Annotated in this window: 23 protein-coding genes; 15 read left to right on the plus strand and 8 right to left on the minus strand. The window is 41.8% G+C overall.

What is annotated here, in order from left to right:
• Positions 1-833 precede the first annotated feature (833 nt).
• The gene (locus ACZ42C_RS18990) at positions 834-2,246 is read right to left on the minus strand and encodes an IS110 family RNA-guided transposase (RefSeq protein ID WP_464891251.1); all 1,413 of its coding nucleotides are present in this window, start codon (positions 2,244-2,246) and stop codon (positions 834-836) included.
• 146 nt (positions 2,247-2,392) lie between these two features.
• Here ACZ42C_RS18990 and ACZ42C_RS18995 point away from each other — a divergent pair, with 146 nt between their 5' ends.
• Both ACZ42C_RS18995 and ACZ42C_RS19000 read left to right on the plus strand, forming a co-directional pair.
• Complete coding sequence (locus tag ACZ42C_RS18995) at positions 2,393-2,878, plus strand: ribonuclease domain-containing protein (protein WP_461183830.1); 486 nt, start codon at positions 2,393-2,395, stop codon at positions 2,876-2,878.
• A 1-nt stretch (position 2,879) separates the two neighbouring features.
• The gene (locus tag ACZ42C_RS19000; protein ID WP_461183831.1) at positions 2,880-3,149 is read left to right on the plus strand and encodes a barstar family protein; all 270 of its coding nucleotides are present in this window, start codon (positions 2,880-2,882) and stop codon (positions 3,147-3,149) included.
• Positions 3,150-3,399: 250 nt separating this feature from the next.
• Here the strand turns inward: ACZ42C_RS19000 and ACZ42C_RS19005 are convergent, their stop codons facing one another.
• Positions 3,400-4,629 (minus strand): IS110 family RNA-guided transposase, encoded by a 1,230-nt coding sequence (locus ACZ42C_RS19005; protein WP_464891275.1) that lies wholly within the window; start codon positions 4,627-4,629, stop codon positions 3,400-3,402.
• Between the two features lie 381 nt (positions 4,630-5,010).
• Here ACZ42C_RS19005 and ACZ42C_RS19010 point away from each other — a divergent pair, with 381 nt between their 5' ends.
• The 4 genes from ACZ42C_RS19010 (at position 5,011) to ACZ42C_RS19025 (ending at position 10,916) form a co-directional block, all read left to right on the plus strand.
• A complete protein-coding gene (locus tag ACZ42C_RS19010; RefSeq protein ID WP_461182413.1) occupies positions 5,011-5,325 on the plus strand; it encodes a transposase in 315 nt (104 codons plus the stop codon).
• 26 nt (positions 5,326-5,351) lie between these two features.
• On the plus strand, positions 5,352-6,206 hold the full coding sequence (locus ACZ42C_RS19015; protein WP_464891302.1) for an IS3 family transposase: 855 nt from the start codon (positions 5,352-5,354) through the stop codon (positions 6,204-6,206).
• Positions 6,207-6,611: 405 nt separating this feature from the next.
• Positions 6,612-8,675: a catalase gene (locus tag ACZ42C_RS19020; protein WP_461183713.1), complete on the plus strand. Its 2,064-nt coding sequence runs from the start codon at positions 6,612-6,614 to the stop codon at positions 8,673-8,675.
• A gap of 213 nt (positions 8,676-8,888) precedes the next feature.
• A complete protein-coding gene (locus tag ACZ42C_RS19025; protein WP_461183712.1) occupies positions 8,889-10,916 on the plus strand; it encodes a catalase in 2,028 nt (675 codons plus the stop codon).
• 81 nt (positions 10,917-10,997) lie between these two features.
• On the opposite strand, the gene ACZ42C_RS19030 is transcribed toward ACZ42C_RS19025, so the two are convergent.
• Positions 10,998-11,240, minus strand: a complete 243-nt coding sequence (locus ACZ42C_RS19030; RefSeq protein ID WP_461183711.1) for a YozQ family protein — start codon at positions 11,238-11,240, stop codon at positions 10,998-11,000.
• Between the two features lie 219 nt (positions 11,241-11,459).
• Between ACZ42C_RS19030 and ACZ42C_RS19035 the strand changes: the two genes are divergently transcribed.
• Both ACZ42C_RS19035 and ACZ42C_RS19040 read left to right on the plus strand, forming a co-directional pair.
• Positions 11,460-12,581, plus strand: coding sequence for a winged helix-turn-helix domain-containing protein (locus ACZ42C_RS19035; protein ID WP_461183710.1), 1,122 nt, complete (start codon positions 11,460-11,462; stop codon positions 12,579-12,581).
• A 49-nt stretch (positions 12,582-12,630) separates the two neighbouring features.
• Entirely contained in the window at positions 12,631-13,881 is a 1,251-nt protein-coding gene (locus tag ACZ42C_RS19040) for an MFS transporter (protein ID WP_461183709.1), read from the plus strand.
• Positions 13,882-13,971: 90 nt separating this feature from the next.
• Here ACZ42C_RS19040 and ACZ42C_RS19045 read toward each other — a convergent pair whose 3' ends face one another.
• On the minus strand, positions 13,972-14,226 hold the full coding sequence (locus ACZ42C_RS19045; RefSeq protein ID WP_461183708.1) for a hypothetical protein: 255 nt from the start codon (positions 14,224-14,226) through the stop codon (positions 13,972-13,974).
• An 83-nt stretch (positions 14,227-14,309) separates the two neighbouring features.
• On the opposite strand from ACZ42C_RS19045, the gene cyoE reads away from it, so the two are divergent.
• The 3 genes from cyoE (at position 14,310) to ACZ42C_RS19060 (ending at position 15,877) form a co-directional block, all read left to right on the plus strand.
• On the plus strand, positions 14,310-15,233 hold the full coding sequence (gene cyoE / locus ACZ42C_RS19050; RefSeq protein WP_461183707.1) for a heme o synthase: 924 nt from the start codon (positions 14,310-14,312) through the stop codon (positions 15,231-15,233).
• A gap of 68 nt (positions 15,234-15,301) precedes the next feature.
• The gene (locus tag ACZ42C_RS19055) at positions 15,302-15,580 is read left to right on the plus strand and encodes a GNAT family N-acetyltransferase (protein WP_461183706.1); all 279 of its coding nucleotides are present in this window, start codon (positions 15,302-15,304) and stop codon (positions 15,578-15,580) included.
• A gap of 135 nt (positions 15,581-15,715) precedes the next feature.
• Positions 15,716-15,877, plus strand: coding sequence for an excisionase family DNA-binding protein (locus tag ACZ42C_RS19060; RefSeq protein ID WP_461183705.1), 162 nt, complete (start codon positions 15,716-15,718; stop codon positions 15,875-15,877).
• A gap of 56 nt (positions 15,878-15,933) precedes the next feature.
• On the opposite strand, the gene ACZ42C_RS19065 is transcribed toward ACZ42C_RS19060, so the two are convergent.
• Positions 15,934-16,962, minus strand: a complete 1,029-nt coding sequence (locus ACZ42C_RS19065; protein WP_461183824.1) for a multicopper oxidase domain-containing protein — start codon at positions 16,960-16,962, stop codon at positions 15,934-15,936.
• A gap of 584 nt (positions 16,963-17,546) precedes the next feature.
• Positions 17,547-18,533 carry a DmpA family aminopeptidase gene (locus ACZ42C_RS19070; RefSeq protein WP_461183686.1) on the minus strand — a complete coding sequence of 329 codons (987 nt, stop codon included), beginning with the start codon at positions 18,531-18,533 and terminating at the stop codon, positions 17,547-17,549.
• A 261-nt stretch (positions 18,534-18,794) separates the two neighbouring features.
• Between ACZ42C_RS19070 and ACZ42C_RS19075 the strand changes: the two genes are divergently transcribed.
• The 4 genes from ACZ42C_RS19075 (at position 18,795) to ACZ42C_RS19090 (ending at position 22,337) form a co-directional block, all read left to right on the plus strand.
• Positions 18,795-19,364: a TlpA family protein disulfide reductase gene (locus tag ACZ42C_RS19075; RefSeq protein WP_461183687.1), complete on the plus strand. Its 570-nt coding sequence runs from the start codon at positions 18,795-18,797 to the stop codon at positions 19,362-19,364.
• 91 nt (positions 19,365-19,455) lie between these two features.
• Positions 19,456-19,626, plus strand: coding sequence for a hypothetical protein (locus ACZ42C_RS19080; protein WP_461183688.1), 171 nt, complete (start codon positions 19,456-19,458; stop codon positions 19,624-19,626).
• A 25-nt stretch (positions 19,627-19,651) separates the two neighbouring features.
• Complete coding sequence (locus tag ACZ42C_RS19085) at positions 19,652-21,532, plus strand: ABC-F family ATP-binding cassette domain-containing protein (protein WP_461183689.1); 1,881 nt, start codon at positions 19,652-19,654, stop codon at positions 21,530-21,532.
• Positions 21,533-21,665: 133 nt separating this feature from the next.
• Positions 21,666-22,337 carry a hypothetical protein gene (locus ACZ42C_RS19090; RefSeq protein WP_461183690.1) on the plus strand — a complete coding sequence of 224 codons (672 nt, stop codon included), beginning with the start codon at positions 21,666-21,668 and terminating at the stop codon, positions 22,335-22,337.
• 201 nt (positions 22,338-22,538) lie between these two features.
• On the opposite strand, the gene ACZ42C_RS19095 is transcribed toward ACZ42C_RS19090, so the two are convergent.
• Together ACZ42C_RS19095 and kynA are read right to left on the minus strand one after the other, a co-directional pair.
• Positions 22,539-23,882 (minus strand): CoA-disulfide reductase, encoded by a 1,344-nt coding sequence (locus tag ACZ42C_RS19095; RefSeq protein WP_461183691.1) that lies wholly within the window; start codon positions 23,880-23,882, stop codon positions 22,539-22,541.
• 165 nt (positions 23,883-24,047) lie between these two features.
• The gene (gene kynA, locus ACZ42C_RS19100; protein WP_461183692.1) at positions 24,048-24,887 is read right to left on the minus strand and encodes a tryptophan 2,3-dioxygenase; all 840 of its coding nucleotides are present in this window, start codon (positions 24,885-24,887) and stop codon (positions 24,048-24,050) included.

The following is a 24,887-nucleotide window of genomic DNA, read 5'->3' on the forward strand; positions in this document are numbered from 1 at the left end:
TGAGGTGCAGTCAGAATATTGCATCATATTAATGTTACTTATGAAATCTTTGCTTGACTTTAATTTTTAGGTTTTATGCAATGCTAATGATATTTCATCAAAAGTCACAATATACCATTCGACAAAATTCGAGCAAATTCGGGGAGTGACAGCGTATAATGGTAAATAAGTCAATAGGTAATTTTACCGAAAAAAGGGTAAGTTTAACTAAAGCCCTTCATTTTCTTTGTTTTCTGAAAAGACTCATCCATCACAGAACTTTATAATAGAGCCCCTCTAGAACGTAAAAGGGATCTTGCTTTTTTATCCTGCAGAGGATACAACCTAGTGATATAAACTTAGATTTTCACGTATTATTCGTACTTGCAGGACAAGATCCATAACGCTGTCACACGAGGTCTGGAGCCTCAGGCACGTTGTTCAATGTAATCTAACGTCCTAGAGGAGCTCCATTTTCACTTCCTATAGCTTATAAAAACAAATGGCTTTAATCAGTTCATGCTTCGTGTTCTACTTAGTGAATAAAAACATCAAATAATATCATTCATGCCATGTATCCCACCATCCTTGACCTTGTTTGTGTCCGTGGTAGTGGTTTTGATGGCGGATGGTAGAAAAACAGCCTTTAGGGCTCCATCCGCATCAGCAGCGTACCACGGACATTCACTTCTAAGTTCCGCTGGCGGGGCCCCGCCCCCTTCCAGCGATCACTAAGAAGTGGCACGGCGGTCAAGGGCAAGCAGCTAAAGCTGTGGTTAAGATAGTGCTATTTTCCAGTGAATGGATCACTTTTGTCATAACTGGCTCACTGTCTATAATTACTTAATTTCCAGTTAGGCAGACTGATAGTCTATCGTTGCGGCAAATTTTTCGAAAAACAGCTTTGTATTAGCGCTGTGCAGCTTTTTGCTTATTTGATTGAGTAAAGTATAATCTTTATGATTTGTACGGTATAACGTCTGATGCTTAATCATGGAAAAGGCTAATCGAATCATCCGGTTTCCCAAAGCAATGTAAGCCTGTGGAGCGACTTTTCCGCGTTCAATGAGCTCTTTATATTTCTGTTTCATTTCCGGGTTATTACTGGCTAAAGACCGGCCGGCCTGATAAACAACATTTCGGAAAGGCTTCCTCCCCTGTTTGGAAACAGCGTAGTAAGAAGGTCTCCTATCCCCTGACTGCTTCACGACTGGGTTTGTCCCTGCCATTTTTATTAATTGTCCCGCATGATCGAAATCAGAAATATCCTCCATTTCCGCGTATAATTCAGCTCCAGTAACGACTCCAATACCCGGCACGCTAAGAAGGACCGCCCCCTCTGTCTGTACAAATAAATCCTCAATCTCTCTTTCCAGCTTTTTAATCTGTTTATTTAATAATTCCAGTTGATCCAGACGCTGATTAAGCAGGAATTGATCCGCCTGGACACATTCCTTTGGCTGTGAAATGGATTGATTGGCAAAATCAAGCAAGCATTGAATCGTATCATCTCGCAGTTTTAGATTTTCACGTACCGAAAGAGCACGTAAGCCTTTCACTCCAAGTTCCACGATATCGCTTGGATGTGGGCAATTTCTCATGATGTAAACCGACGACTTCCCAAATAAATCGGAAAAGGGCTTTTTCTGTTCTCGCTTGCCGTTTTCCCATACACTTTTCCCTTGAAATTCGCGGAATATATGGTCTAAATGGACACGTATTTGATTTTGTACAGATGAACGCTCTGCCACTAACTCACGTCTTGCACGAGTTAGCTTTTGCAGGTTATTCATCGTATCCGAGCTTAATTCATGCGTTGTGCCATGACCGTATATTATCGCTTGTACAATCGCCATTAAATCCAGGTTGTCTGTCTTGGATGAATTTAAAAGCATCTCCCGTACTTGTGCTGTGGTCGCTGCATTTATAACCCGAACCATATAACCCTCTTTATAACTGCGCCTCACCAGATCCTCATAATAATGCCCCGTTGTTTCAATGCCAATAACAACCTCTTTCATTTTATGTTTTTTCTTTTCACTCTCAACCAAATTCCTTACCTTCTCAAATCCAGTCCCGGATGCATCAAACTCAAATGGTTTTACCAGAATATCTCCATAAAATGTACAGATTGTGGCCTTATGCGTATACTTCGCTGCATCCACCGCTACGATTAATATCTTTTCTCCTCCTGTTTTTCGAATAAATTCTGCCCATCGACTTCCATTCTTACCTTGAATATGGTTCAATAATGTATGGACCATCATTTTCATCTCCTTTGAGTGATTAGTAATTGGAAGTTCTGTGATAGGTACTTCTATTTTACATTGAAAATGATGGTCTTTCTTCATTTATGAACTATTTACTATACTAGGCACCAGTTGGGGAGTGGCATAAGAAGAGGGTGAGTTCTGTGAAACGGTTATTATTTTTGTTTATTATCTTGCTGGCCGGGGCAGTTTTTGCGGGTTGTTCTGCGCCGGACATGTTTACTCTGGAAGAAAATAAAGATGAACAGGAAACGGTACAAGAGGGTTCTGAATTTGAAATAGAAGAAGCCGGTTATTATACGGGCAGAGATGAGGTTGCCCTTTATATTCATACTTTCAACAGGCTTCCGGATAATTTTATAACGAAATCGGAAGCCGGCGAATTAGGCTGGGAGCCGAGTGAAGGCAATTTGTGGGAAGTGACGGAGCGGAAAAGCATTGGTGGCGACAGATTTGGAAATAGAGAAGGATTGCTTCCGGAAAAAGAAGGCAGACAGTATTATGAAGCAGATATTAATTATGAAGGCGGCTACCGCGGTGCAGAACGCATTGTTTATTCCAATGATGGGTTAATTTACTATACCGATGATCATTACGATACATTTACCATATTATATGGAGATGAATAAAATGGTACACATTACCTTGGACGGAGAAAAAATGACACATAAAGAAGAAGTCCATGCATATTTAAAATCCGAACTGCCTCTGAATGGATACTACGGCAGCAACCTTGATGCACTATGGGATGCGCTCAGCACTTATAATCACCCCATTGAAATTGTACTGATTCATCGTCAACCAATGCTGGCATATCTGGGAAACTATGGGAAGTCTGTTATAAAGGTGTTTGAAGATGCAGCAAAGGAAAATCCGAATATAAAATTTACAATGGTATAGAAAGGTGCCTGGCACTTCGACAAAATTCGGGGAGTGACAGTGCTCAACCCCCTTATAATGGACAATAGGGTATAATGAAAATACGTCATTACGGACTTTTATAAGACCTGCGGTAGTATGTCAAGAGAAAAATGTTAAATTATTTAATTGTCAAGGTTCAATTTGCTTAAAAAAGGCATCAAGAAACTAGACCAGTAAAATAATGTAAATTACTGGAAATAACACAAAGGATATTAGAAGCAATTTAGCTTCATATATTCACGCTCCTTTTCGGCGTGTAGATTTGGTGATTACGTAGTAGCGCATCCACCAAACGCACTAATTTTCTTGCGGTTAGAACGAGGGCTCTTTTGTGTTGATGTTTCGGTACTTCTCGATACTTCTTTTCATAATACACTTGGTATTCAGGAATCTCTCTTCTTACCCGGTTGGCGGCTTCAACTAAGTAATATCGGAGATACTGATTACCATTACGTGATAGCGAAGTATCATCAGCCGTAAAGCGCCCTGATTGGTGTTTACGCCAATAAAGGCCCGCATACTTTGCGATTTTTGTTTCACCTTCAAAACGGTCTATCTGCCCAATCTCAGCGATAATGCCTGCTGTAAATACTGGACCTATACCAGGTACCGTTTGAAGTGTTTGAGGTAATCCAGCCATAATTCGCTTGATCGCTTTATCAATCTCTTTTACTTGCTTTTGAAGAGTCCTTATGACCTCAATAGTAGTGCCAAGAATGATGTCTATAGAGTCCTCTACAACCTTATCTAGGCGATAGGAAGAACGAACAGCTTTATGGATTGATTTAGCTACACACTCTGGATCATCAAAGCGGTTCCTGCCTTTCTCTTGAAGAAATGCTGCTAAATCTTCTATTGGCATTTGCGCCAGTTCATCAAGGCTGTATTTCTCATAAAACAGCTCCATCATGGCATTGCCGAAGACAGAAGACTCCACTTCCTCTGTGAAGGTGTTGCATTTAAAACTTAAGTGCTGAAGAAAGTGTTGTTTTTCTTTAGTTACTTGACGGATGAGTTGGTAACGAGAGCGAGTAAGTTGTTGAAGCGCAACATACTGCTGCTCTTTAACAACAGACATTGGCAAACGCCCAAAGCGTAAATAATCGGCAATGACAAACGCATCAATTTCATCCGTTTTGTCCATATCACTGTAACTCTTTTTAAAGTTCGCAATCTGTTTGGGATTCATAACGAATACTTCTGTACCAAGTGCCTTAAGCGTTTCATCATTATGTAAAAACATGGATGGATGAAAGCTATAAACTGAAGTAGATTCAAGACCAATTTTAATCAAATGGCTTTTTTGGCTTTGTATACTCTCTAAAATAGAATCACGTAAAACAGTGGCACCAGGCAAATCATTGGATACTGTGAAGGAACGAAGTTTCTCTCCTTCACCATTTAGAAAACAAACCTTAATATCAAAAGAACTAACATCTAGACCAACAAATAATTTCATGGGGGGAATTCCTCCTTTCGATTTAGAATCATTGGTACTTATTTCTTGGACGCCCTGAGATATCCCTAGTGTGAACGTCGATCAACAACCTCGTGTATAAGTACTATCCCTGATTCGAAAGCCGCCCTAGAGCTACTACCATCCAGGTTCGATAATCAGGGTGCACAGCCTGCGAGTAGGAAGGTCCGCACGTACACTGGGAAACAGTCTTTCTAATGTGGTCGAGCCACAAGGGGGAAAAGAATTGTCCCAAATGATCCTAAGACCATTATCTAGAAATATCTCAGGACATCCAAGAGATTTGACTATATTTTTATAAAAGTAAGAATCTTATAGGCTCAAAATTATGGGCCTAAATATACTATACGAGGGGGTTATAAAATGGATGAAAAGCAAAGAAAGACCCACAAAAGTGCTGAATTTAAATTGAAGGTAGTACAGGATATTCTTGAAAATGGTCGGAGTGTTGCACAAGTTGCCGAAGAGATTGGTGTACATCGGGATACGGTTAATAATTGGCGTAAAGCTTATCTTTTAAATGGTAAAGAAGGATTAATCAATCAACGTTCTGTTACTCAACGGAAGAAAGTTAATGAAGGACAAAAAGTGACAGAGCTAAAGAAAGAGCTAAAAGAAAAGGAATTAGAGATAGAAATCCTAAAAAAGTTCCAGGCCTTTCTCAAGGAGAACGAATAGCCAAAAAATATGATGCGGTTACTTATTTGAGGAAGGCTCATCATTATCCTGTGGTCCTGTTATGCCGCGTACTTGGTGTGTCCAAAAGTGGCTATTATGCTTATTTAAAGCGTGTTAGAAGGCCCGTGTCCACGGAAGAAAAGCAATTGCTGGATCAAATTAAAAAAATATATAGAAGGCATAAAGGAACATACGGTGCCAAACGGATCGCTAAGGAATTAAAAGGAGCAGGGATAACTGTTAACCACAAGAAAGTTGCCCGCCTTATGCATGAAGCTAATTTAAAAGCTAAAGTGCGGCGCAAAAAAACGACCAGTGAAGCTAGAACCAGTTCAACCGGTTTTGTTTATGAAAACCTTCTGGATCGTAATTTTGATGCAAATCATCCAAACCAAAAGTGGGTGACGGATATGACGGAGCTGTGGGTGGAAAACCAAAAAGTTTATATTTCAGCCGTTATGGACTTATTTAACCGGGAGATTATCGCTTTTAAAATATCGGAGAGCCCAAACCAGCAGTTAATTAAGGATACGATTGAAGCAGCACAAAGAAAAAGAAGGTTAAAGACATTGGAAGGCGTACTCATACACAGCGATCGGGGCAGCGTCTACAGATCGCTTATGTATCATCAATTGAGCAGCAAACTTAAATTTATACCCAGCATGTCAAGGAAGGCAAACTGTTGGGATAATGCCGTCATTGAAAGTTTTTTCTCACAGCTTAAAACAGAATTTCTTTGTTTCTATCCCAACTGTTCACGAAAGACTTACAGGAAAAATTTATTATCCTTCGTAAAACGATTTAATGAGAAACGAATCCAAAAGAGACTTGGGTTCATTTCTCCTAAAGCATATTATGTACAATACAAAAATTGTGCCTGACTGCCGTCCATGTAACCACAGCGCAGCTGCTTGCCCTTGACTGTCGTGCCACTTCTTAGTGATCGCTGGAAGGGGACGGGGCCCCGCCAGCGGAACTTAGAAGTGATTGTCCATGGTAGGCTTGTTAGGCGGATGGTCTTCCCCTTAGGGGATTATTTCTCCCATCCGCCAGTCAAAAAATACCATGGACACAAACAAAGTCAAGGGTGGTGGGTCAAGAAAACCTATATTGATTGTCGACTTTTTTAATGTCCTTTTTTAAGGGGCTTGACCACAGGCACCATTTTTTCTCATACAAACAGTTTGTCCATCATATAATGTAGTTTCCATCCTTATACATAGAATAATTTCCTTTTGCATACATATTATTTATTGGAAATGTAAATATCACGAAAGGATGATGACGTGGATAAGGATAGATTTAAAAAGTCGGGCAAAGACAATAATAAGGATGAGCAGCTGGAGAAGTTCCGACGGAGAAATACCGGTCCCGGAAAGAAGATGACAGATGACCATGGTGTAAAAGTTTCCAACGACCGGACGTCACTAAGGGCGGGGAGACGTGGTCCCGGATTACTACAGGATTTTCATTTCTATAAGAAAATCACCCATTTTGACCGGGAGCGGATACCTGAAAAAGTGGTGCATGCCAGGGGCTTTGCAGTTCATGGGGAATTTGAGGCTTATCAGTCATTAAAACATCTGACAAAAGCCCATTTCCTGCAGGAAGCAGGGAGGAAAACCCCTGTGTTTACGCGTTTTTCCACCTTTCAGGGAAACAGGGGGTCGAAGGATACGGCCGTGGACATCCGCGGATTTGCGGTGAAATTTTATACAGAGGAAGGGAATTATGATTCATTATCCCTCCAGTTTCCGGTGTTTATCATAGCAGACGCCATGAAATTTATGGATGTGGTTCACGCGGCTAAGCCGAATCCGGTTACAGATATTCCGCAGGCAACGACAGCCCATAATAATTTCTGGGATTATATAGCAAATAATCAGGAAGCTGCCCATATGATCATGTGGCTGATGTCGATGCGGGGACGTCCCAGAAGCTGGCGCATGATGGCAGGTTGGCCGATCAACACATTCCGGTTTATCAATGAACAAGGAAAATCCACTTTTGTCCGGTTTAAATGGATTCCCAAACTTGGGGTGCATTCTTTACTGCTTGATGAGGCAAATGTGATTGGCGGGGTGGATCCGGACTACCACCGAAGAGATATTATCGAAGCCATTAATAAAGGGGCCTACCCTGAGTATGAACTGGGAATTCAGCTTATCGCCCAGGAAGATGAGTTTAAGTACGATTTCGATATATTGGATAACACGAAGCTCTGGCCGGAGGAACAGATCCCCGTTCAGGTTATAGGTAAAATGACGCTGAACCGGCTCATGGATAATTTTTTTGCGGAGGAAGAACAGTCTGTTTTTGACCCTGCCCATGTCGTACCGGGGATTGACTTTACGAATGATCCAGTTTTACAAGGGAGAAGCATTGCGTACAGGGATACGGAGCTATACCGGCAGCGCACCGCCAACATCAATGAAATTCCAATCAATAAATCGATCAATGAAAAGTATTTTAATCTGCGTGACAGTTTTTCAAGATACAGGATTGATGTAGATCCTGTGCATTACCATAAAAACTCATTAGCCGGAAATACGCCGTCAGAATCTACATTTGAGGAAGGCGGCTATGTCAATTACCCTGAAGATGTGGAGGGTCATGTTACGAGAGAAGTGCCAAGTGAGTCGTTTAATGACTTCTTTTCACAGCCAAGGATTTTCTGGAATAGTTTGTCATCCATTGAGAAACAGGATCTCACCCAGTGTCTGACATTTCACCTCCAATATGTAAAAAGTGAATCAGTCAGACAGCAAAACGTGGAAATGTGGGCAAATGTTGATCAGGGACTTGGGACGGTATTAGCGGAAAAGCTGGGTGTGAATCCTCCACAAACCTCTCATGTACCAGTGGAAACAAGTTATCCTTCCCTCAGCCAATTAAATACACCATATTTTGCCGCCACACAAAAAGTAGCCGTACTGATTGGTGATGGGTTCCACGGGGGAGAAGTGACCAATACATTGAACGCTTTAAAGCATAATGGTGTATTTATGGACATCATCAGTGAAGAACTGGGAATGGTGACCGGCTCAGACGGTACACAAATCGAAGTAAATGAAACATTTTTAACAAAATACGCAGTGCTCTATGACGCGCTTTATGTTGTCGGCGGGAGAACCAGTAATCAAGCGAAATTTGAGTCTGACATCAATGAGTTTATCACGATGGCCTATAAACATTATAAGCCGATTGGCATTGCAACGACTGCCGGTAACTACCTAAAAGCATCAGACAAAAACAATCTGGCAGGTGTCGTTTTTGCAGCCAATAATCCGAACTTTGCAAAGGATTTCGTAAATGCAATCGCAAAGCAGCGCTTTTGGGATCGCACTTAAGGGCGGGGATGCAGCAGTGCATTATTCGAAATGAAATTGTCTGGGATGAGGGACTTGGGACTGCGCGTAAATGCCCGCCCCACCGTGCTGAATGCTCGTCACAACGTAAAGATTTAGGGCTGTGCCTAAAAGCTTGTCCAATCGTAAAGAACCGGGACTGGCTGACGCTCATCCCATCGTCGCTTTATTCCGAAAAGAAAGGAAAGAGATTGTGTGGATAGGCCAAATAGAAATAAAAAGCAGGAACAGCTTGAAAAATATCGCGTGGAAAATACGGGGAAAAGACTTACGACCGGTAAAGGGTTAAAAGTTTCAAATAATGAAGAGACGTTAAAAGCCGGGCCAAGGGGTCCTGCCTTAATGGAGGACTTTCATTTTTTTGAAAAACAGATGCACTTTGACCGGGAAAAAATACCGGAAAGAGCCGTGCAGGCGAGAGGATTTGGGGCACATGGAGAGTTTGAACTGTATACGTCGATGAGAAATCATACAAAAGCCGGCTTTTTACAACATGCCGGAACAAAGACACCTGTATTTGCAAGGTTCTCCAACATGCAAGGGTATAGGGGGTCAAGTGATACAACGCTTGGTGCGCGCGGGTTTTCGGTAAAGTTTTATACAGAGGAAGGAAATTACGATTTGTTGGGAATCTCCTTCCCGGCGTTTGCGCTTCACGACGCGTTTAAATTAGCGGATATCATCCATGCGTTAAATCCTGAGCCGCATAATGATATTCCCCAGGCTTCGGCGGCGCATGATAATTTTTGGGACTTCATTGTGCGTAACCAGGAAACTGCCCATTTTGTCATGTGGGCGATGTCTGACCGGACGGCACCAAGAAGCTGGCGGATGATGGCGGGCTATAGTGTGAACACATTTCGTTTTGTAAATGAACAAGGTGAGGCAACTTTTGTCAGGTTTCACTGGAAACCTGTGCTTGGTGTTCATTCCCTGCTCGTGGAGGAAGCATTAACGATTGCGGGAATAAATCCGGATTTCCATCGCCAGGATCTGTGGGATGCAATTGAAAATGGAATGTATCCCGAATATGAATTAGGTGTACAGATGATCGATGAAGCTGATGAATTTAAGTATGAATTCGATGTGCTGGATCCGACAAAACTTTGGCCTGAGGAAGTTGTTCCGGTAAAAATCATTGGCAAAATGAAGCTGAACAAAAATGTGGATAATTTCTTTTCGGAAGTAGAGCAGGTCGCCTTTAATCCGGCAAATGTAGTTCCGGGGATAGATTTTTCCAATGCCCCGGTGCTGCAGGGCAGGCTGTTTGCCTATGAAGATACACAAATGCACCGGATCGGCAGCCCGAATTTTAAAGACCTTCCAATCAACCGGCCGATTTGTCCAATTCACAATAACCAGCAGGGCGGTTATATGAGAAGCAAGATTAATGTTGGCAGTGTAAATTATTATAAAAATTCTTTGGCAAAAAACACACCAGCACCAACGCCCCCGGAAGAAGGAGGGTATGTTCACTATCCGGAGAGGGTGGAAGGACGAAAGGTTAAAGCCACAAGCGATTCGTTTAAAGATTATTTTTCCCAGGCCAGGATGGTTTGGAACAGTATGTCGGCAGTGGAGAAGCAGCATATAACCCAGGCGTTTAGTTTTATGCTCGGAAATGTAAAAAGTAAATCCGTGCGTCAGCAGGCGGTTGATATGTTCAGTCATGTGGATATTGGGCTGGCGACGGCGATTGCTGATTATATAGATGCAAATCCTCCGTCAGGTGTGCATGTACCTGTGGAAACCAGCTATCCATCCCTTAGTCAGTTAAACACACCGAAATATGCCTATTCATTAAAGGTGGGCGTGCTCATTAGTGATGGATTTAATGGAGGAGAAGTTAAAGAAGTGATCCGTGCGTTTGAATCCCATGGCATTCTTTACGAAATTATTGGCAAAAAATTTGGTTCGGTCACAGGAACGGACGGCACGAGTATTGACGTCGATGCAACGTTTCTCATTACAGATCCTGCGCTGTATGATTCGCTATACATTGCAGGGGGAAGTGATGCCTCACTTCAACAGGATATTATGAACTTTGTGGGTACGGCTTACAAACATTATAAGCCGATTGGGGTTGGTACAACGGGAGAACAGTATATAAAAACCGCGAGCCAAAATAACCTGAAAGGGGTTGTGTTTGCCACTGAAAATACTGATTTTGCAGAAGCATTTGTTTCTGTGATAGGTGAGCAGCGGTTTTGGGAGCGGACTTGAAGTGTAATCAGGGACAGCAGGGACAGGTACGCTGTCCCAAATTGGCGTTATCTGGGATAAAGATCCCAGTCCCCGCTGTCTCTATTCAGGACCTTTTCTCCTTAGCGGCTCTCCATCATGTGTTTTTAATGCACCTTCCTTGTTTAGCTCATCGATCTTACCATCAATGGTCCCTTCCGTATAATTATCAGAGACCTGTTCATGGGTAATGGCCATTCCCTGATCTATGGCTTCATTGCTTTTATAATAAGAGACATCATACATTTTTTTTGCTACCTTGCTGGAATTTTCAAGGGAAGTTTTTTCACGTCGATCCCTATTCATCTTATCGCCCTCCTTTTACCTCTTATAATTTGCATAACAAAGAAAAATTATGTTCCTCCCATCTGAAAAGATCAATAAAATATGCAAGCGATTCAGTAATTAATGTTTTACTTTCCGCATTGTTACACTCCATATATTTAATATCGGTACAGCATTCCAATTGCTAATGTCTTCATTTATAATAAAGATGGATTTATGAAACATTCGGAGGAGAACAGAATGAATTTTTCCCGGGAGGATTTTGCCGTAACATTGGAAGGCAATCAAGTCACGTTACTCAGAAAAGAATTTTTCCTGCTGCAATTTTTATATGAGAATAAAGGAAGGGTCTTTTCCAGGGAGGAGTTGCTGGATGCTTGCTGGCCAATGGAAGAACCAACGGACCGCACCGTGGATGATCATATTTACAGGCTCAGAAAAAAATTATTCCCTTTCCGTGATAAGGTGATGATTAAGACAGTAAAAGGGGTAGGCTATACGTTGAAACTGGAAAATTCGGCTAATGAATCGCCAATACCAGTTCCGGAAGAAATATCCCGACAGGCAAATGAATTAATGGCTACTTATTACAAATATGGTCAAGGGAAAGCAGTAAAAGAATTAATAACAAATAAAACGTTAGGTTTTCCAACTGATGAGAAGCAGGAAACCGTAATCGTTTGGCTCCAAAGTGATTTTGAATCCCTCCTGAAAAAACTTGACGGAACGAAACATATTTTTGTTCCTTTATTACTGTATGGATTTGTGGAAAGTGATACAAAGACAGTAATAAGCGTGCAAGAGCGAGTGCTTCAAAAGAATATTTTAAGTGAAAAAGATCGAATGGATATAACCTGTGTCAGCCTGGCATTGTTGTATTTGAAAATAAATAAACCAGCGCATTCCATGCAGCTTATACAGGAAGAATTAGATGCCATCAGCTCTCCTGAACATGGATTCTTCCCTTTTTTGCATATCATGAAAACGATTATTTTATTTTATGACAATAAAATGGATGAAGTGGAAAAAGGGTTTAACGAGGCAGAGAATGTGCTGATCCGTTTTCCCTTTTTAAAAGAACAGGCTGCCCTCAAGATGATGAGAGGGTTGTTTCTCATTGAAAAAGGCAAGGAAAAAATGGGGAAGCATACCATTGATCAAGCGATCCGGATGGTTCATCAATCAAACCATACCTATTATTTTTTATTGATATATCAAGTCCTGGAGTTGCTCCTTCCCAAAGCAGGTACAAAAAAGGAACTCATTCATCATTATAAAAAAGAAGCCACTGACTATTTCAAGCACACAAACCTGTTCAAGTTAAAGACTGAGATTAAAAAGCAGGTTTTTTCCGTTCTCTGATATTCCTCTGATATTGATCCCTTATCCTTTTATTCAGGAAGGTGATCATATGGAAGATCAGGCAGCAGAAAAAATGTCTATATGGAAAAATCGTACATTTGTTATGTTATTTAGTTCATATGCCATCTCTACGTTCGGTCGATTTTTCGATATGCTGGCAGTCATGCTGATGTTCAGCTACGTCTGGCAATCAGAACCTTGGATGATTGCGCTTATCCCTGTCGTCTACGCACTCCCTCATGCTTTATTCAGTCAATTTGCAGGAATTTTGATCGACAGGGGCAAAAAGGTCAGAATCATGCTTCTGGCAGATCTACTGACAGCGGTTTTAACCATTTTCCTTATTTTTATCACCAACCCGTGGGTCATGTTAGGGATTATACTTGCACGTTCGGGTGTTACTGTTGTTCATTTCCCTGCCCAACAGGCGCTCGTTAGGCAAGTTGTCCAACCGGAATTGATTATAAAAGCGGTAACTTTAAATGGTACCGTAAATCAATTATCAAAAATAATTGGCCCTTTTCTCGGTGCTTCCATTGCTGCAGCATTTTCACCAAGGTTGAGTTTTGTTGTCTACGCTTTAGCTCTTTTGGTTTCTGTTTGCATTCTTTTGTTTTTACGCCATGTAGATACGGATGAATCTGCAGTTACACTGGAAGGGGACACATCGGATAAAGATGCTTTCTGGAAAACATGGGCGAGTGGCTGGGGCATTATACTGCGTTCCAGAGTATTAGTGGCAAGCTTCTCTTTTTCTTTAATTGCATTTATATCCATCCAATTGGTGGATGCACAATTTGCTGTACTAACACGGGAGCTTTTTCCCGAAAATCCTTCTTTATTAGGCTGGCTCATGTCTGCAGTAGGCTTAGGCGCAGTGGGAATCATTCTATGCCTGAATAGATTGAAAGGAATAAGAAGGTATGGATGGTTTCTGGGAAGTTCGATATTTTTTATCGGTGCAGGTCTTTTTACCATGGGCATGCTTTCGCCTGGTGTAAATATTTGGTGGATCATCGGTCCTGCGCTTGTTATAGGAGTAGGCACAGGTATATTCAGTGTTGTGATCAGCTATATTCTGCAAATGGAAAGCCCGGAAGGAAAGGTAGGTCAAATGTCGGGAATGTACAATTCCCTGACAGGAATCATTTTGCTGCTTGCACCTGTTGCCGGCGGTTTCCTTGTACAATTGTATGGAGTGTTTCATATTTTTCAGGTGATTGGATTTGTCACATTGGTGATTGGGTTTATTGGTATTGTAATGCAGAGCGTGTTATGGGGGAAAGCAGTCGGAACATAGTGGGACGCAGGGACAGGTACATTGTCCCTGCTGCTAGTTATTTTATAGGGTATGACTTGTGCACTTCAAGTCTAATTTCGTTCGGAAATTCTATGGTTTCAGTAATATAAATATGTAAATTGCCTCTCTAATTTCCTTAATTTCTTTAGGGTTTATTGCCTTTTTATCCAAGTTTATGCTGTATTTTGCTCCCGATGAATCATATAGCACACCTTCGCGCCTCCCATCATAATGAGGAGCGGGCTCTATGTTTTGTCGTACCCTATCAGGCATATTATCTTCAGCTTCTTTTGCTCTTAGGATGGAACTTGATGTGGAAATTATACGCTGGATTACTTCGCTCAATTACTATCGTCCTTTTTTATTCCGTGATATGATAGTATTACTTGATATTTATATGTTTTTTACCTGTTTCAGGAGGATACTATATGAGGCGCGAGGACAAGTCTGCACAGAATTCGAGTCAGCTCAAAAAATCGACTATGATCACGGATATTAAATCTCTTTTTAAATCAACCGTCCTGATAGCAAATGTACTGCCTGTGATTTCAGGTTTTTGGCTGGCACTTTACTTTACGGGTAATGCCTTTGCTGACTATTGGATAATATTTTTACTTACCTTGATTGGAAGTACAATGGTAATGGCCGGTGCTTTGGTGTTAAACAATTGGTATGATGTGGATATCGATACGATTATGAAGCGGACGCAGAATAGGCCGACCGTCACGGGACATATATCCATGAATACTGTTTTGGCCATTGGGATAGCTTCCAGTTTTCTTGGATTGATCATTTTATTGTTTACATCGCTGGAAGCAATGATTTATGCGCTTATTGGCTGGTTTTTATATGTTGTGCCATACACCATGTGGACAAAAAGAAAATATTCTTTTAACACTGTAATCGGAAGTTTGTCCGGTGCAGTAACTCCAATGATTGGGTGGGCGGCCATTGATTCTGCATTTCACGTTGTTCCTATCGTTCTGTTTCTCATCTTGTTCATTTGGCAGATGCCGCATACATTTGCCATAGCCATCAGAAAATATGACGATTATAAAGCCGCGGGGGTGGCGATGCTGCCTGTTGTTTATGGGTTTGAAGTGACGAAGAGACAAACGGTCGTTTACATTGCCTGTCTGCTTCCACTGCCTTTTTATTTGGCACAGTTGGGTACAACTTTTTTAGTGGTAGCAACTCTCCTGAATCTTGGCTGGCTTGCCGTCGGAATTAGTGGTTTTTTTGTAAAAGATGTAGCGAAATGGGCGCGCTGGAATTTTCTTTATTCGGTAAACTATCTATTACTTATTTTTCTTATGGTAATTGCAGTAACTTTGCCGATGTTTCAAAGTTAGATGGAATTTAATAATAATGTATGATTGGAAGAAAATAAGGGTATAGAAATATGTGAGGAGGTAGTGTTATGGAGGATATTAAGGCAGGTAATAATAAATTTTACGTTGGTGAAGAGGAAGAAAACCCGTTGGCGGAAATTACTTTTGATACGTCCGAGGAAAATAATATTGTCATTGATCACACCTATGTTTCCAGTGAATTAAGGGGCCAGGGGATGGCAGGAAAATTAGTGGACAAAGCCGTAAAACATGCTCGTGAAAAGGATAAAAAAATTGTTGCGCTATGCCCATATGCAAAAAGTAAAATAGAAAAGACCCCGGAGCATAAGGATATATTGGTTGATTAAATAAAAGGAAAAATATCTTTGTGGAAAAATGGATTGTATCTTTTGCCTGAGCTTTCGTTCAGATTCACATTTACTGTCATCAAAAGTATAGTATAGGAAATGAACAGAATAAAATTCAGGAAAGGACTGTTGCACATGTATGTAACGATCCCGAAAATTGCTGAGTATTTATCCATTGAGGAATCAAAAATAGGGGCACTCGTTTTGGCAGGACGTATTCGAGCTATACATGATGGGGAACAGTTTTTGGTAAATAAAGATCAATTCAGCACATATTTTCAATTAATAAAAGAGTAAAACAGCGGGACGGCTCTCCAGTTGCATTATTGCAGGAGAGCCGTCCCTTTATTTTCTTATTCGGTTACTTTAAGGATGCCAACGCCGCCTTTAGTGGCATGGTTGAACTGGTGGGTAACAAATGGGTATTCGCCCGCTTCAGTTACCGTGAACTCCACCACTGCTCCACCACTTGCCGGAAGTATGACTGTTTGCAGTCCTTCCATATGGTTGGCAGGGTTTCCGTCGATATAGACATCATCAAACATGGTGCCTACGACGTGGAAAGAGCTAATTTCGTTCGGACCTACATTGTTGATATAGAAACGAACTTTGTCGCCTACTTCAGCGTGTAATGGTTCATCCTTCAGTGAAGTGGTCGTTCCGTCTGTATTAGGCTGGTCTCCGCCTTCCAGTGTTTTGGAAGAAAATACAACCTGGGACGGTACGCCGTTAGTCATATCATCCAAATCATTATATTGATACCATTCGTTTTGAATAATCGCATACTCACGATCCACCTCATCATCTGTCGGGAAGCCATCTTCCGGATGGACAATGATCACGCCGTGCATGCCATTGGCAATGTGGGAAAGGATCGGGTCCGTTCCACAGTGGTACATGAATACGCCCGGTTTTGAAGCGTCATAGACGAAAGTCTCTTCTTCCATCGGCTCCACATCGGCAAAACCTTTATCCGGTGCCGTATGAACAGCGTGGAAGTCCATGCTGTGCGGAATGGCCGGGTCCAGATTTTCCATGGTGAAATGGATGGTGTCCCCTTCCATTACTTCCACGAGCGGGCCTGGCGCTTCGCCGTTAAACGTCCATGCTTTATAAAATTCGCCTGGTGCGATTTCAATATCCGTAATCTGGGAAGTCATCTTAATATATACATCCGAACCGTCACGTTCCATTTCAACCGGCACCGGCTCCTGATTCAGATCCTGGTGCGGTTTAATAACCTCCACCTCTTCAGCCGCATTTACTTCCTCCATGGAATCATCCAATTCCGGGGATGCTTCATCCACGGATGTTCCGCAGGCAGATAACAACAACGCAGCAGCACTCAGACCGGTAACAACATAACCCAACTTCTTCTTCAACATAATAATCACCTCATAAGATTATTTTTTGTTTAAAGATAAGGATTTTTTATTTTATCCACTCAATCAAATTGGTCCTGGATCTGCTGTGTTATCTGCTTGACTGAATGGCTCTTTCTTATCTCTGACTCTAGTATAGTTTTTTTCACCCTTCTCACCTGTGATTTAAATCACAAATATATGTGCAAAAATGAACAAAGTTTGACACGGTGAATATAGTGTAAACTTATAATAAGTTGTATTTACTACTGTGGGGAATTAAAACAACATGTGAATTAATCACATATTGTGTGTTAAAGGAAGAGTGCTTTTAATTTTTATAGAGGGAGTTCGTGGATTCGAGCGTTTGGCGGAACTTCTGCGGCAACACAGACAGACGAAGAGCTGCAATGTAGAGGGCAACTGTTAAAGACAAATCCCCGGGGGAGCTAGTTAAATGTCTCCAACCACCGGGGCTGCATGAAGCAATGACACCTGAATTCATTACCTAAGGATGCGTATGGACACCTCCCCGAGGATGGTTTCAGGTGCTGTTATCGAACACCAAATATAGACACCTGTCCATACAACTGAATACCTCAACGTTAAATCGGTGCTTTTTCCAAATATCGTCCTTTTCTGCCATAGGTTGTTTCCGCAAATTTCATGGAGTTAATAATTGCTTCTTCTGTTGTCTGGATCACGGCCTGAAACAGTTTATTCATTATTTTATGGTCATTCCGGAGGTAAGTCATGGATTCTGTTGTCTTTTCAGCCTGATGGTCATATGTATTTGCCGTTGAAAATGCAATGGCAATGTCTCCGCTCCCGTGGTCGATGTTGCTCCCTACTCTTCCCAATCCGGCGGCACAACGTTTTGCCAGTCGCTTTAACTGCAGGCTGTGCAGCGGAGCGTCTGTTGCAATAATCATCATAATGGATCCATCCGGAGTATCCAGCTTTGTTTTGCTCCAGTCGGCAAACAAAGCGTCTTCCCGTTTTCCGAAGTTGCTCAGCACAAGGCAGCCGACCGTAAATTTTTCATTTTTGGCAGATACAATACGGGAAGCTGTGCCGATGCCGCCTTTGTAGTCGAAGCAGAGCATTCCTTTACCTGCACCGACTGCCCCTTGTTCCACAGGTTCGGATGTGGCATTTTCCAGTGCTTTTATCGCGTGTTCCGGCTTGACAGCCTGATAGTGAAGGGAATTTAAATAGCCATCATTGCATTCGCCAACTACAATATTTACGGTGCTCGTTGTATCTCCGATTGACTGGTTTCTTTCAACCATATAGTTTAACGTGCCCTGCCATACAGCACCTACACTAAACGTATTGGTCAGCATGATCGGTGATTCAAGCTGTCCAAGCTCCTCCATTTGGACAAGCCCTGTAGTTTTGCCAAACCCGTTAATCACTGCACTTGCTGCCTGAAGTTTTTTGTCAAATATATCTCCTCCATGGGGGAGAATGGCAGTCACCCCGGTGCAGACAGCAGTTTCTTCGTCTATTTTCTCATCCAGGGTAACATGACCGACCTTTATCCCTTCCACATCGGTGATACAATTGTTTTTTCCTTTTTCCGTTAACATTTTATCCGTCCCCTTTCCATTCGTGTCTGTTCCACTTGAATATTTATGGTATTTCCCACGGTTTTATTATGATGAGTATAGCAAAAGTTTTAAGGTAAAGATAATTTGAGGGAAGTTTTAAAAGGGGGATGAAGTGCAAAAGAGTTGAGGTTAGATCCAAGGGCAAACTTCTTTCCGTTCCATATGTCTTTTCTCTCTACTTTCCGTATGATTTCTGCCGGCAGGTGCAACAATAGGAGTAAAAAACGAGGAGGTTATCATATGGGAAAAGCAAAGATATTTGCCTATCTGCCTGCGTTCATGGTGATTGCTCTTTTTGTTGTTGTGGCGTTTGAGTCCACGGAGGCGCGGCCTGAAGATGAGGCTGCATACATAGGAATGGATGCTCAGTTACAGGAAGAAGTGTTGGAGGGGACAGAAATTGGAAATATGGCCCCGGATTTCACGCTGGAGACATTGGGTGGAGATGAAATTCGGTTATCCGACTTCCAGGGGCAGCGTGTCGTACTAAACTTTTGGGCATCCTGGTGCGGGCCATGCAGGGAAGAAATGCCGGATATACAGCGTTTGTCAGAAAATAAGGATGTTACTGTTTTAGCAGTAAACCTTACATATTCCGAGGATTCGACTGAGAGGGTTAGTGACTTTGTCGACCAGTATGGGCTTACATTCCCTATTCTTATGGATGAAAACGCCAGCGTCAGTCAACTGTACCGCATTCAGCCTATACCTACTACATACATGCTTGACTCCAATGGTAAAATTCAGTATAAAGCTTTTGGAGCGATGGATTATGAATGGCTTGTTCAGGAACTGCAGAAAATAAAGTAGAAGCATATTCTCCCAATGGAAAATTGTGATATAGTAGGATAAAATAAAGGGTAGTATTATTCATTCGCGGGGGGAGATTATCATTAAATTATTGGTTATACAGCTTGCAGTGATTGGCGTTATTTGGACGGGAATGACCACCTTCTTTCCCCAAATGGACATTTATGCCAGGGCAGTCTATTATGTTGTTACATCCTGGTTTTTATTTTTAATCGTAGTGGTTGTAAAAGAATGGATTAAGTTGAAAAGAAATAAAAAGTGAATAGTTTTAAAGGAAGGATTGAAACATGCTTACGATTGAAAATATACATAAATCTTATGGGGACAAGGTGCTGTTTCACTCTATTTCATGTGTGATAAGGGACCAGGAGAAAATTGGTTTAATCGGGGTTAACGGCACGGGAAAATCTACTTTATTGAAAATTATTGCTGGGTTGGAGCAGCCGGAGAGAGGTACCGTTAAACATCCAAAGGATTATCATATAGAATATGCACATCAGCAGCCGGTGCTGGATGATAACTTGACCGTAATGGAGCAGATTTATTATGGTGAGAGCACAATTATGACAGTCATGCGGGAGTATGAATATGCATTGCTTCAATTACAACAGCAACCGGATAATCAAACAGCACAGGATAAGTTGCTGAAGATGCAGCAAAAAATGGATGAAGAGCAAGCTTGGGAAGCAAACACCACAGCAAAAACGATTTTAACCAAGTTGGGAATTACGGATTTTACGAGTAAAGTGGGTTTACTTTCCGGTGGGCAAAAGAAGCGGGTGGCGCTGGCAAAGGCGTTGCTGCAGCCGGCCGATCTGCTTTTACTTGATGAACCGACCAACCATTTGGATAACGAAACGATAGAATGGCTGGAAGCATATTTGCAATCATACAAAGGTTCCTTTATTCTTATTACACACGACCGGTATTTTTTAAACCGGGCAACCAATCGGATCTTTGAATTGGACCAAGGGAACCTGTATCAATATGAAGGAAATTATGAAGTGTTTTTGGAAAAAAAAGCGGAACGGGAAGCGTTGGAAGCCAGTGATGAAATAAAACATCAAAATACGTTGAGACGTGAACTGGCCTGGTTAAAGCGGGGGGCAAGAGCACGTTCCACGAAACAGAAGGCAAGGAAAGAGAGAATCGGGGAAATGCAGGAAAAAACGTTCCATACAAAGAGAGAATCGATCTCCTTGCAGGCAGGTGCTCCCCGTCTCGGTAAACAGGTAGTTGAGCTGGAGGAAGTCAGTAAATCCTATGGAAAGCAAAACCTCATAGATGGATTTAGCCACATGATCCTACCGGGTGACAGGGTTGGCATTATCGGCGCCAATGGAACAGGAAAAACAACCTTGCTAAACCTGTTGGCAGCACGTATTTCTCCTGATGCAGGCAGGGTAAAAACAGGTCAGACAGTAAAAATCGGCTACTATACACAGGGAGAAGAAGAATTGGACGGGTCGATGCGGGTTATTGACTATATCAAGGAACAGGCAGAGGTGATTTACACCGCGGATGGAAATACGATAACGGCAGAACAAATGCTGGAACGTTTTTTATTTTCCAGAGCGGAGCAGTGGAATTTCATCCGGAAATTATCCGGCGGGGAAAGACGCCGACTTTATTTGCTGAAGATCCTTATGCAGGAGCCGAATGTGCTGTTGCTTGATGAACCGACAAACGATTTGGATACACAAACATTAAGCGTCCTGGAAGATTATTTGGAACACTTTCCCGGTGTTGTTATAACAGTTTCCCACGATCGTTACTTTCTGGACCGTACAGTGGATAAACTATTTATATTTGCGGGGCAGGGGAAAATAGATATTTTCTATGGTAATTACAGTGCCTTTCTGGAGCAGCAACCCGACGAGACGGAGAAAAAGAAAGAGAAAAAAACTGTTGAAAAACGACCGCCGAAGCAAAAGAAAAAGCTGTCCTATCATGAACAAAAAGAATGGAACACCATCGAGGATCATATTATGGAATTGGAAATGAGGATTGAACGGATACAAACGGAAATTACGGAGGCCGGCAGTGATTCGGAAAAAGTGCAGGATTTATTTTCCGAGCAACAGTCTGCAGAGAGAGAGCTTGAGAAGAAAATGGAAAGATGGGAAGTACTCGCGTTAATGGTGGAAGAAATGGATTATAAACAATAACAGCAGGAAATGTTTAAATTACTTACCGGCAAGGGAAAATAAAGCTAGGGATTCATTCTTTTATCATTTTACGATCCGCTTTCAATGAAATAAAGGAAGTATGGATAACCAAGCATTAATGGGAGGTTTTGGAATGAGACTATTTCAGGTCAGAAAAGGGCAGTTTGTCTTTTACCGGAATGAACTGCACAAAGTTTATTCGGTAAAACCTATACTCAAAAAGTCTGTTCATTTGTACCGTTTAAAGGACATGACACAAATTCTAACGAGGGCCAGTGAAATCGAGCTGTGTCGTCCGCAGCATAATGATACATTCATTTTCTACGGAAAACGGTATACCATTGATAAGGACAAAGTACCGGAGCCGGGTGATTATATTTTAATTGTTAAGCCTGCACCGGACTTTCTGGATCATTATTCCCTGAATGAAATTGAAAAAGTGGAAAGTGTGGAAGACGGGAATGTAGTGACAACAAGGGATAACGGCGTAAAACATAGTGAATACGTGGTGATGGTCCCGGGAAGAAGTGAAGCCAGCCGGGAAATAGCATATTACGATAAAAATCTTGTACCTGAAGAGCAGCAGCTGCAGGACGAGTCCATCAGCTACTTAGCGGAAACGGATAATACGCTAAAACCGGTAGTTGGAGATATATATGAGGATATCCACCAGAATACAAAGGCAATGATTGTGGCGATGACTGAGGATGAAGTAATATTTGGACATGGTCCCCGCGTGCATGTTGCCGAACTGCTTGATGAGAATAACTACAGACTTGTATATCGTTTTGAAGAAGATTTGTAAATGAAAAAATCCCGGCAGTAGGGTGCTGGATCTCAAAAGTTGGCAGAAATCTAACTCTTGGGGATCAGCACCGGGAAGCTGGGTTTTTTTGTTTGTTGGCCGATATGAAGGGAAGGGATTTCCTGAAGAAGGTACCGGAAATCACTCCACTGTAATGATTACAAGCCAGGTTTCAACCTGCTTCGACCAATGTTAAAAAGACTAATCTTCAAGCTGTGCAACGGCTTTATAACCAAGCACATTAATCGGATCTTTCGGACTGGAATATGGGGGTGCATAAGCAAGTTCCAGTTCAGGAAGGTCAGCCACTGTCATTTTTGCATGAATGGCCGTTGCGAGAACGGCTAGCCGTTTATCGACACCTTCAAACCCAACTGCCTGTCCCCCGTAAATGAGGCCGGACTTTTCATCAAATAATACTTTCAGCCAGAGCTTGTCTGATCCGGGGTAATATCCTGCATGGGAACGGGCTTCCAGACTTACTTCTTTAAAGGTAACCCCGTGTTTGTTTAAAGAAGTGCGATTATGCCCGGCTGCTCCTATCGTAAGATCAAAAAGTTTTATAATGGACGTGCCCAATGTTCCCTTATATGGTATTTGATTGTTGCTTAAGTGACTGGCAATAATGTATGCCTGTCTGTGTGCAGGACTGGCCAGCGCAACGTTTCTAGGTGTGTTCATTATTAAATCCTTGGTCTCCACTGCATCTCCAAGTGCATAAATTGAAGGGTCTGATGTTTGCATATATTCATTAACTTTAATTGCTCCGGTATTACCCAAGGTCAAGAAAGAATCAATAGCCAGGGAAGTATTTGGTTTTACTCCGACAGCCATCATATTCAAATCCGAATTTACCGTATCTCCGCTGTTTAGATGGAGTATGCTGCCCTGTTCGGAAAAAGCGGAAACCCCATCATTTAAATGAATCTGCACTCCTTTTTCCTCAAGATGCTTTTGTATATGTTCGGCAAGGTCTGAATCGACAGTTTTGAAGACATGGGAAGACCGGTCTATTATGGTGCATTTCAACCCAAGTCTATGAAGGTTTTCCACCATTTCCAGACCGACAAATCCTGCTCCCGTTATAGCAGCAGTTTTTGGGTTATTTTTTTCGATATAGGAATAAATCCTGTACATATCAGGGATCGTATGGAGCGGAAATGTTTTATCATTATCTATTCCTTTAATATCAGGCATTACTGCAGAAGCACCCGGGGCTAAGATTAATATATCATATCCGGCTTCATAGGTGCTTGAGTCAGTTTTACAGGTGATTTGCTTCTTCTTCCGGTCAATGGCAATAACCTCGGTGTTTGTCCGTACATCCACATGATATTTTCCGCTGAATTTCTCCTCCGGAAACAGGAGGTGCTTTCTTTCCTCTACAACTTCACCAATATAATAAGGCATTCCGCAATTGGAAAAGGAAATATGACTTCCTTTATCAAACAGAATGATTTCCGATTCCTTATCCTCTCTGCGCAATTGGGCAGCCACGGTAGCACCGCCACCAACTCCACCTACAATCAAAATTTTTCGTGCCATTCAAACCTCTCCTCTCGATTAATTGCAACAGCGTGACGAGTTCTCAATTGCAAAATCGCATTTTTACGTTTAATTAGTCGGAAATATTACGGTGAATATTTAACGGGAAAGCAGAGTATATAACTGACCCTTCGTAACCATAATACAACAGAACTGCCACGTGTTTCACAGTTTTGTCCGCAGATCCCACAGTTCGGGGAAAAAATAATGGTCCAGGACTTTTTTCAGATAGCCGACACCTGTCGATCCGCCGGTTCCTGTCTTATGTCCAATAATCCGCTCCACGGTTTTCATATGTCTGAACCTCCATTGCTGGAACCAGTCCTCTATATCGACCAGCTTTTCCCCTAACTGGTATAATTCCCAATGTTTATCCACATTTCTATAAATATACATCCATGCATTTTCCACGGAGACATCCTTTTTATAGGTTTTGGAGAAATCGCGATTCAATACGTCTTCGTTAATGGAAAATCCCTCTTTTGCCAGGGCTTGAATAGCTACATCATATAATCCCGGAGATTCGTAAGCTTCCTTGAGATCAGCATATATGTCGGGTCTGTTACTGTATATCTTTAATATAAACGGGGTCTTATATCCAAGTACAAATTCCACCAGCCTGTATTGATAAGACTGAAAACCCGATGCATTGCCGAGTTTGTCGCGAAATTCCATATATTCAGCAGGGGTCAATGTGGATAATACGTCCCATGCCTGGATAATTTGCGATTGTATTTTGGATACCCTTGCCAGCATTTTAAAAGAGGATTGCATTTCTTCATTCTGAATTGCCTTAATGGCAGCCTGAATCTCATGGATAATTAACTTCAGCCATAACTCACTTACATGATGAATCGTGATGAATAACATTTCATCATGATGATCGGATAATCTTTTCTGGCTGGAAAGCAAAGAATCAAGCTGCAGGTAGTCGCCATAAGTCATTTTTTCTTTGAAATCGGTGTGGATCCCTTTCTCTGACTCAAATTTATTCTTATCCGGCAT

It is taken from the genome of Virgibacillus kimchii (genome assembly GCF_055379185.1).

Bases quoted from the DNA above. Each gene is read 5' to 3' on its own strand.
- ACZ42C_RS18990 (WP_464891251.1), bottom strand. From the start codon at position 2,246: ATGATGGTCCATACATTATTGAACCATATTCAAGGTAAGAATGGAAGT.
- ACZ42C_RS19000 (WP_461183831.1), top strand. From the start codon at position 2,880: ATGGTACACATTACCTTGGACGGAGAAAAAATGACACATAAAGAAGAA.
- ACZ42C_RS19005 (WP_464891275.1), bottom strand. From the start codon at position 4,629: ATGAAATTATTTGTTGGTCTAGATGTTAGTTCTTTTGATATTAAGGTT.
- ACZ42C_RS19010 (WP_461182413.1), top strand. From the start codon at position 5,011: ATGGATGAAAAGCAAAGAAAGACCCACAAAAGTGCTGAATTTAAATTG.
- ACZ42C_RS19030 (WP_461183711.1), bottom strand. From the start codon at position 11,240: ATGAATAGGGATCGACGTGAAAAAACTTCCCTTGAAAATTCCAGCAAG.
- ACZ42C_RS19035 (WP_461183710.1), top strand. From the start codon at position 11,460: ATGAATTTTTCCCGGGAGGATTTTGCCGTAACATTGGAAGGCAATCAA.
- ACZ42C_RS19040 (WP_461183709.1), top strand. From the start codon at position 12,631: ATGGAAGATCAGGCAGCAGAAAAAATGTCTATATGGAAAAATCGTACA.
- cyoE (WP_461183707.1), top strand. From the start codon at position 14,310: ATGAGGCGCGAGGACAAGTCTGCACAGAATTCGAGTCAGCTCAAAAAA.
- ACZ42C_RS19055 (WP_461183706.1), top strand. From the start codon at position 15,302: ATGGAGGATATTAAGGCAGGTAATAATAAATTTTACGTTGGTGAAGAG.
- ACZ42C_RS19060 (WP_461183705.1), top strand. From the start codon at position 15,716: ATGTATGTAACGATCCCGAAAATTGCTGAGTATTTATCCATTGAGGAA.
- ACZ42C_RS19070 (WP_461183686.1), bottom strand. From the start codon at position 18,533: ATGTTAACGGAAAAAGGAAAAAACAATTGTATCACCGATGTGGAAGGG.
- ACZ42C_RS19075 (WP_461183687.1), top strand. From the start codon at position 18,795: ATGGGAAAAGCAAAGATATTTGCCTATCTGCCTGCGTTCATGGTGATT.
- ACZ42C_RS19085 (WP_461183689.1), top strand. From the start codon at position 19,652: ATGCTTACGATTGAAAATATACATAAATCTTATGGGGACAAGGTGCTG.
- ACZ42C_RS19090 (WP_461183690.1), top strand. From the start codon at position 21,666: ATGAGACTATTTCAGGTCAGAAAAGGGCAGTTTGTCTTTTACCGGAAT.
- ACZ42C_RS19095 (WP_461183691.1), bottom strand. From the start codon at position 23,882: ATGGCACGAAAAATTTTGATTGTAGGTGGAGTTGGTGGCGGTGCTACC.
- kynA (WP_461183692.1), bottom strand. From the start codon at position 24,887: ATGCCGGATAAGAATAAATTTGAGTCAGAGAAAGGGATCCACACCGAT.